The sequence below is a fragment of the Providencia sp. JGM181 genome, assembly GCF_018257375.1.
Lineage (GTDB): Bacteria > Pseudomonadota > Gammaproteobacteria > Enterobacterales > Enterobacteriaceae > Providencia > Providencia lanzhouensis.
Window position 1 is genome coordinate 1 of record NZ_JAERJY010000156.1, and the last position, 8128, is coordinate 8128.

General features: G+C 40.7%; 7 protein-coding genes. All 7 read right to left on the minus strand.

Annotation, left to right across the window (positions count from 1 at the left end; all coding sequences use genetic code 11):
• Window positions 1–11 precede the first annotated feature (11 nt).
• The 7 genes from hypF to JK188_RS15275 all read right to left on the minus strand — a co-directional run bounded on the left by hypF (window position 12) and on the right by JK188_RS15275 (window position 8080).
• On the minus strand, window positions 12–2294 hold the full coding sequence (gene hypF / locus JK188_RS15245; protein ID WP_211887400.1) for a carbamoyltransferase HypF: 2283 nt from the start codon (window positions 2292–2294) through the stop codon (window positions 12–14).
• A gap of 136 nt (window positions 2295–2430) precedes the next feature.
• Window positions 2431–3285, minus strand: coding sequence for an MrpH family fimbial adhesin (locus JK188_RS15250; RefSeq protein WP_211887398.1), 855 nt, complete (start codon window positions 3283–3285; stop codon window positions 2431–2433).
• 19 nt (window positions 3286–3304) lie between these two features.
• Window positions 3305–3817, minus strand: coding sequence for a fimbrial protein (locus JK188_RS15255; protein WP_036956207.1), 513 nt, complete (start codon window positions 3815–3817; stop codon window positions 3305–3307).
• Complete coding sequence (locus tag JK188_RS15260; RefSeq protein WP_211887396.1) at window positions 3814–4317, minus strand: fimbrial protein; 504 nt, start codon at window positions 4315–4317, stop codon at window positions 3814–3816. The genes JK188_RS15255 and JK188_RS15260 overlap by 4 nt, the downstream gene beginning before the upstream one ends.
• A gap of 11 nt (window positions 4318–4328) precedes the next feature.
• Window positions 4329–4811: a fimbrial protein gene (locus tag JK188_RS15265; protein WP_036956202.1), complete on the minus strand. Its 483-nt coding sequence runs from the start codon at window positions 4809–4811 to the stop codon at window positions 4329–4331.
• A gap of 34 nt (window positions 4812–4845) precedes the next feature.
• Window positions 4846–5586, minus strand: coding sequence for a fimbria/pilus periplasmic chaperone (locus JK188_RS15270; protein WP_108478449.1), 741 nt, complete (start codon window positions 5584–5586; stop codon window positions 4846–4848).
• 22 nt (window positions 5587–5608) lie between these two features.
• Entirely contained in the window at window positions 5609–8080 is a 2472-nt protein-coding gene (locus JK188_RS15275; protein WP_211887395.1) for a fimbria/pilus outer membrane usher protein, read from the minus strand.
• Window positions 8081–8128: the final 48 nt, after the last annotated feature.

Sequence of the window (8128 nt, forward strand, 5' to 3'; positions counted from 1 at the left end):
GACTATTATTCTCAGTTATTTTTTTTCAATATTGCGGCAGCGATCGCAACTTGCCCCAATGCAAGTCCACCATCTCCCATCGGTAATTGACGAGCATGTAATACCTCAAGAGGCTGTAGATTCTCTATTAGAAAATGACGTAATAATTGGTTATGCAGAACGCCACCAGATAGCGCCACTTGTTGAATGCCATACCGCTTCGCTTGTTGCAGCGCTAAATCTGCAAATCCTTGTGCTAAAGCTTGGTGAAAAGCATGGGCAAGTTCGGCTCTCGGCGCATCATAAGCCAACCATTCATGCCAAAAGGTGGTTAAATCCAATTGATTATCCACCACTGGCATTGTGACAGGATGCTGCTGGACTGAACTTTGCAATGCTAGCGCTTCTAACTGACAGGCCCCCTCGCCTTCCCAACTGGTTTGCTCAGGGCAAATCCCTAATGCCGCTGCAACAGCATCAAATAATCGTCCTGCCGATGAAGCGGTTGGGCAGTTAAGCTTTCTAGCAATCGCTTTTTGTAATAGTGGATAAGCAAAAGGAGCAAGTACCGAAGCAATGTGCTTCGTTTGCCAATCAGGCACAAATTTTTCTAGATGAGCCAATAAGTTACGCCATGGTTGGCGAGATGCTAAATCCCCTCCCGGCATAGCAACTGGTGGTAATCCACCAAGGTGTTGGCTAGAGGCATAATCCACGAGTAAGCACTCACCGCCCCACAGCCGGTTATCATCACCGAAACCGAGACCATCCAGCGCCAAACCAATTACTTTTTCATTACCTAACGGAATGCCATATTCCGCCATCACCGCCGCAATATGAGCATGATGATGCTGAACGTGCATCATCGGGATATTCAGCTGGTCACTTAAGGTATTACCGTAACGATGACTAACATAATTGGGGTGCATATCCCCCACTAGGTATTCAGGTTTAAATCGATAAATCGACTCAAATAGTGCAATAGATTGCTGATATTGTTGATAAATATCGATGTCGTCCAAATCACCTAAATGCTGGCTCATCACCGCACTTTTATCTCTAAGCAAACAAAAGGTATTTTTTAAATCCGCACCTAGCGCCAAAATAGACGGTGAGTTTTCAAAGCCCGCTGGAAGGTCAATAGCATCCGGTACATAACCTCGGGCTCGGCGTAACATTTCCGCTTTTCCGGCATGGTAACGTACTAAAGAGTCATCCGCCCGTTGCACAATATCGCGATTATGTATCAGCCAAATGTCTGCAATATTTGCTAAATCCGTGAAAGCCGCTTGCTCCGTGAGTACCGGAGGTTTACCCGATGCATTTCCTGAGGTCATCACTAATGGCCTATTCACCTGCGCCATCAGCAAATGTTGCAGTGGGTTGGAAGGTAGCATTACCCCCACTTCCCGCAAATGTGGTGCGATATTTTCGCTTAATACGCTATTTTCCCATCCGTGAATAAGGACAATCGGTGCCGCCGCACTTTCAAGTAACGCACGTAAACCTTCAGTGACATCAACCCCTTGGTCTTTTAGCCAGTTGAGGGATGGGATCATTACCGCCAGAGGTTTGCTGGGACGGTGTTTACGTTGACGCAATTGTTCAACTGCATGGAAATTAGTGGCATCACACGCAAGGTGAAAACCGCCAAGCCCTTTAATCGCTGCAATTTTGCCATTCAATAAGTCCGTCGCCGTTTGTTCTAAGGCTTGATGGTGAACCGCTAGAACCTTGCCATTCTTATCACACAGCTGGATTTCAGGACCACAGGTCGCACAAGCATTTGGCTGAGCATGAAAACGTCTATCTGCCGGATTTTCATATTCTTGCTGACATTCAGGGCATAACGGAAATGCCGCCATTGAGGTATTCGGTCGGTCATAGGGCATTTGACGAATAATAGTAAAACGAGGACCGCAATGGGTGCAGTTTGCAAACGGGTAATGATAGCGACGATTCGCAGGGTCAAATAGCTCGTCACGGCAGGCTTTGCAGGTTGCAGCATCGGGGATAACCTGAGTATCCATTCGTCCTGCACCACTATGACGAATCGTGAATTTTTCTGGCAACTCATCCCATTGAAAAGGTTGGGATTGAATAGATTCAATATGTGCAAGCGGCGGGCAGTGTTGATATAAAAGCTGAGTAAATAAAGGGATATCCGCAGTCTCTAGCAGGCGTACCAGTACACCTTCGCCATCATTACAGACGTCACCATTCAAGGCACATTGATGGGCAAGTTGCCAGACATAAGGTCGGAATCCAACCCCTTGAACCTTTCCTTTGATACGTAACTGTATGCCGTTTTTCACTCTAATGCCCTCTGGTGACTGAGATGCTATTCTCGCGCTTCTACGTATAAATAACCTGAGTTCAGATCAAAAAATGGCAGGGTTTCAGTCTCGATGTATTGACCAAAACCCTGCCATTGTCTTTTATGCTTGAATACTAAGGGAGCTCAACTGATAACAGGAAAATACCTGAATATTCATCCGGAACGAGATCTTTGGTTTTTCTTAATGTGCTGGAAACATCAAAAGTTTGTTTCACAAACGAATCTACCGAAAGTACGGTTGATGGTGCGCCATTGACTTTAATTTCAGACTCTAGCCCATCCGCCATAAAAATGAAGTTATCATTATCTAATCCTGCGACAGCAGAAATTTTAACATCCGTTGGATTTGTGCAGCTGATCGTAAAGTTTTCCCTTACGGTATGACCATTCATCGAGCTATTGGATAATGTGCCATGGTCGATATAATCTGGTCCTTCAATATCACAGTTAGTAATAGCAGGGTCTAACGGTGAACAGAGAATTATTGGGTTATCTGCAGTTTGCTCACGCTGCATTTTTTGTCGATACAAAATACCTAAATTGAAGCAGTATCCAACTCCAGGTCTTCTCGGATAAAACTGCCAACGTCCCGGAATTTGCCTATTTAAAACATTATCTTTTTCTAATGCTCTAGCCACTTCACTGAACGTAACGGGCCTTTCGTCCCATGAACTTCGCTCTCTTAATCTCACTGAGTGAGTATCAAAGTTAACAATGTGTGAGTTACCCGCACCATACCCACCATCTGCATAGGTTCCCCAAGATCCTAACTCTATATCACAAGGACAACTGCCTGTCGTTTGCACAGCCATCGGGCGATTATCGTGTTGTAAGTCCCCGCGTAAAATATATCGTGTGTCCATCCATGCGCCATGGTCAGTAACAAGCTCACCTTGCGCTGCAAATTCAGCTCGCGCAAATTGAAAAGACGATATCGCTAACAAACAGATAAGAATAAGTTTTTTCATAATATCCTTAACAACCGAGTTATTCGTAATAGATATTAAAAGTGGTGGTAGCGCTAAAATCCCCGAGTTTAATACTTTTATTTTTGATTGCGTCTTCTTCCCCCAAAATGGAAGCTTTAAGCGGGATCACGCTTGGGAATTTACTGCCGTTCATTCCAACAATAGGGTATTGGCTATTAATATCCACATTGCCATTATCGCTACTCAACACGATGGCATAGCCCAGATCACCGGGGTCACCATCAATTCGCAGCGAACCTTTAATTTTCGGGTTACTGATTCCCGTAAATGACATCGAAAATGAAAAATCAGGTAAAAACTCGCACTCAGAGAGTGTAATTTCAAAGACTTCAGAGATATCTCTTTGACGATAAAGGTCTTTATCATTGACCTCATGAAATGGCACCACAAGCTCCTCGCCGCCATTGACGATACAAGGAATGGCGTGTCTCAATACTCCAGAAAAATTCACTTCATCCGCGAACGCATTCCCAGAGAAATAAAGTAATAGAGTAAAGAAGATTATCTTCATGGATAAGCAACCGTTAGTGTCGCGCTAGCGGTAAACTCGCCCGGCTCGACACGAGCAGAACTTGAGCTACTTTTTACTAATGCCGCCTTCAGATCAGGTTTTTTATAGTCAGATTCATAGGTGTATACAAACGTATCGTTCACTCTCAATGTGTCTGAATCATAATAAATTTGCAGTGCAATATCTCTTTGTTCATTAATTGCTAATAAATCATTATCAAAGTAAGAACGTTTGCCTTCAAAACTGAAAACCACATCCATTCCAGATGAAATATTGTCGCATTCCCATTCAAAATCGATATCTTCTATATATTTTGTACCATCTTTGGTCGGCACTAACGAAACCACCAAGTCATCACCAAAATCCACCTCAATCGGGCGATTATTATTGATGACACATGGCGTTCCCTCTATCAAATTCCCTCTAAAGCTCACTTTGACAGCCTGTGCCACACTTGTGTATGCCAGAAATAAAACGAATGATAACAAGAGCTTTTTCATAAGATAATACCTTAATGATATCCTACAGTTAGTGTTGCAGCAGTAGAAAACTCACCTCCAACAGGTCTTATCCCATTAGCCAGTGCCAGTTCTGCAGTTAAAGAAGGTAAAGATTGGATATTATCAATCTCATATTGAGAACCGATATCCATAGGCTTGTTATCAATATACAGTTTGATATTCAAACCCGGTGTATCCGCGACTTTCAGGCTGTTTGAGGTTTCCCCTTTAACGCCTTCAAAAGCAATATACAGCTCATCAAATCGCGAATCACAACTTAAACTATAAGGAATTTCCTCTGTGTATTTACCTGACTCAATTTGCCCAATAACGATGTCATCGCCAAAATCCACATAGATATCTTCGTTATCATTCAATACACATCCGCCAGATAAAACATTCACTCTGACTGTCACAAACTTCCCATCCGCAAATGCAGTCACAGATAAAAAAAACAGTAAACTAAGACAAAACAGGTTCTTAAATTTAAACATTCGATTTATCCATTTCTCTCATTTGCTTATGGGATTAGTTAGCCGCTTGAGCGTGACACTCTGTTGCAGAACAGACAAACGGAACATCAACCTGACCGCCGTAGTCATTGATGTAATTAATCACTGGCGATGAACCTAATTGATCTGCGGTAATTGACAGTTTTTGCTCAGCAAATGGCGCAACGTCTACAGCAACAAAACTTTTTGCTTTCTCTGCGTTGGCACTTTTTCTAATGTTGTTTAATACCACATAGTAAGCCGTTGGGTTTTTGGCATAAATAGCACCGCCTTTTTTGACTAGCACTAATTTATTCTGCCACGGCGCATTTTTCATTTGCGTGGAATCAACCGCTAAAGAAGCTGGACGATAGAACAACTTCACACGTGTTTGTAATGCAATTTGCAGTACGTTAGATTTTTTACTTGTAGGTGGAATTTCTCTTAAATTAAAGAAAAACAGGCTTTCTCTATCTTGAGGTAATTTCACTATGTCTGGTAAAGCTTCAATACGCAATTGGCTTGTTTGCCCCGCATTAATTCTTTGGATTGGTGGTAAAATCGTAAAATAAGAGGTTAGCTTTTCGCCTTTTTCATCTTGAAACCAGCCTTGCGCCAAATAAGGCAGTTGGTTATTTTTATTACTTACCGTTAATGAGACTGAATTGCTATCGCCATTATAAATAATACGCGTTCTGTCCATTGAAATTGCAGAATAAGCATTCGCAGTCACGAAGCAGCTAAGTAATAATACGGATAATTTTTTCATCATAAACATTAGCCTTCTTTTAAGATTATTATTAATTACATGGTAAGAGCAGTTTGTCGTAAATATTATGCTCTTCGATATTTTGTGGGAATGTAATCGTACATTCAGAACCTTGCCATAATACTTTCATTGCCTCACCCGGTCTTATTCCACCGATGTAAGCTTCACCTTGGTCACCCACAATACCTGTTGTCTTGCCAGCATTATTTTTAATATCCGCAGCAAATGGTGGGTAACTTCCATCTTGTAATCTCAACGTCACCATCATTTTGATCCCAGAAATAACATCAAAACTACGATAACCTATTGCCCCTTCAGTGAGTGTGGTTCGTGTTACGGAATCCGCAACCTCAACATTCTTAGGTAATTTATTAATATCAACAACGACGTCTGTCTTATAGTAGCTATTAATATCTGGTACAACGACTTTTCCAGAACCACTAGAGCGTAAATGTGTGCCGTTATATTTTACAGGGACATCTTTAACGCCATTTGTATCAACAAAAACTCGTGTTCCACCTGTTGATGTGACTGGATGCATTCCTATTCCGTACCCCGTCAATGTCATGCCGCCTTGGACATTCGCAGATAATGACATTGAGTTATTACTTATATAGTTATAGCTGGTATTAAAGTCATTCATATTGCCTTTATGGCTATAATAGCTACTAAATATTCCGCTATGTCGATTATTACCGATAGAAAGTGAAAGGTTATCTTTATTTTCAAGACGCTCATTCACTGTCACTTTATTCGTATTATCGTTCTTACCATTATACGTTGAATAATTGACATAAGTTCCTGATGCTAATGGAACTGAAAGGCTGACATAAACTCCGTTATCTTGATAACCTTGCATTTTGCTATTAAACATGTTGATAGACAGACCGATATTATGAAACTTGCTGGTATCAAAATATTTCGAAAAGGTCATGTTATAGCGATAACTATTTGGGCGATTCCAATAGGTTTGGTGCGTGTAGTTTAAATTTATGGATGAACGCCAATCAGTAAAGTTTTTACTTAGTGATGCAGAATAAGAGCCTTTATTGTATCCTGCATACATAATATCTTTTTGGTCATTATAAGTAAGGAAGTCACTCATCGTCATAAATTCACGATCCATAAAACGGTATGCGGACAATTGAATTTGACTATTGCTTCCTTCGAAGCTTTTATAATAATCGACTTTAAATGCTTTGCCTTTTAAGGTCGGTCCATCTGTCAATGCTGCTATTGAATGATTAAATGAAAATGAGATTGCACCAAATTGAAACAAATCACGTCCAACACCAGCAGCAAAAGAGTTAAATCGACTACTATTTAGTGCGCCACCAAAAACTGACCAACCATTGCTAACGCCCCATGAAACCTCGCTTTGTGCGAATGCATCCCCCATAACATGGCGATCCATATCCGTTGGTCTACCTGCGCTCACTTTATAACGCACAGAACCTGGACGAGATAAAAAAGGAATGTTTCCAGCTTCTACTTCAAATTCTGAAACACGCCCATCACTTTCTTCAACTCTGACTTGTAACGTCCCTGAAATACCGCTATTTAAATTTTGGATTCTAAATGGGCCCGCAGGAACTAAGCTTTCATAAATAACGCGTCCATCTTGGCTAATTTTGACTACCGCGTTCGTTTCTGCAAAACCCGTCACCTCTGGTGCATATGAACGTAAGCTCGGCGGTAACATATTGTCATCAGAACGTAATGAAATCCCAATAAACTTGAAGCTATCAAACAAATCTGTTTGCAGAAAATCTTCACCTAGAGTTAATTTCGATTTTAAGCTGCGAATAGCTCGATAAGCATAAATATTCGTCCATTTAATATCGTGAGTATCATCAACTCGACTATTTTGTGCATGGTTATATGAACCTTGCCAAAAACCCCGTAAACGCCAGCTATCAAAATTAGCGCCGACCGCCCCTAATCCTGAAAAGAAAAAAGTATTGTTCGATTTGTTATCACCTAAACTACGGTTATATTGTGAGGTCAGATTATAGTCAAAAATAATACCTTTAATGCCATCTTCCCAACGAGATGCTGATTCCCAGTCGTTGGCTGAATATTCCTGGTAGCTTTTAGGAATATTAATAATTAATGTTCCGGTCGATAAATTAGGTGTTACTGACATTCCTTCTAAGCTAGCAATATCTAAACACTCTAAGCCATCAATAGTATTCCACTGTAATACACTTTCAGCTTCCGAATTTAAGTCAAATTTCTCGACAATTTCATCTGTTAAACACGCTTGTGATTTTTCTTCATAACTCACAACGGTTATTTTCTGCTCAGGTATATACGCGTTATTTATACTTAGTTTAAAGGGGTAAATGCCAGGAACAATATAAAGATCTTGTGAAAAAACTGCCAAATTAATATTTTCTCTATCTTCTGCGTTCAATATATTAATATTGAAGTCCACAGCCTCTTCAGAGAGAGCAATTAATGGATTCAGCAGCAATAAAGATACCGTGATGAGTTTTTTCATGACTTTATTTTTTATTAACATTTAAAAACACAGAACACATAATTTTAT

What these genes read in the sequence shown, in the direction of transcription:
- JK188_RS15255 (WP_036956207.1), bottom strand. Translation starts at nt 3,817, where the DNA reads ATGAAGATAATCTTCTTTACTCTATTACTTTATTTCTCTGGGAATGCG.
- JK188_RS15260 (WP_211887396.1), bottom strand. Translation starts at nt 4,317, where the DNA reads ATGAAAAAGCTCTTGTTATCATTCGTTTTATTTCTGGCATACACAAGT.
- JK188_RS15265 (WP_036956202.1), bottom strand. Translation starts at nt 4,811, where the DNA reads ATGTTTAAATTTAAGAACCTGTTTTGTCTTAGTTTACTGTTTTTTTTA.
- JK188_RS15275 (WP_211887395.1), bottom strand. Translation starts at nt 8,080, where the DNA reads ATGAAAAAACTCATCACGGTATCTTTATTGCTGCTGAATCCATTAATT.
- JK188_RS15250 (WP_211887398.1), bottom strand. Translation starts at nt 3,285, where the DNA reads ATGAAAAAACTTATTCTTATCTGTTTGTTAGCGATATCGTCTTTTCAA.
- JK188_RS15270 (WP_108478449.1), bottom strand. Translation starts at nt 5,586, where the DNA reads ATGTTTATGATGAAAAAATTATCCGTATTATTACTTAGCTGCTTCGTG.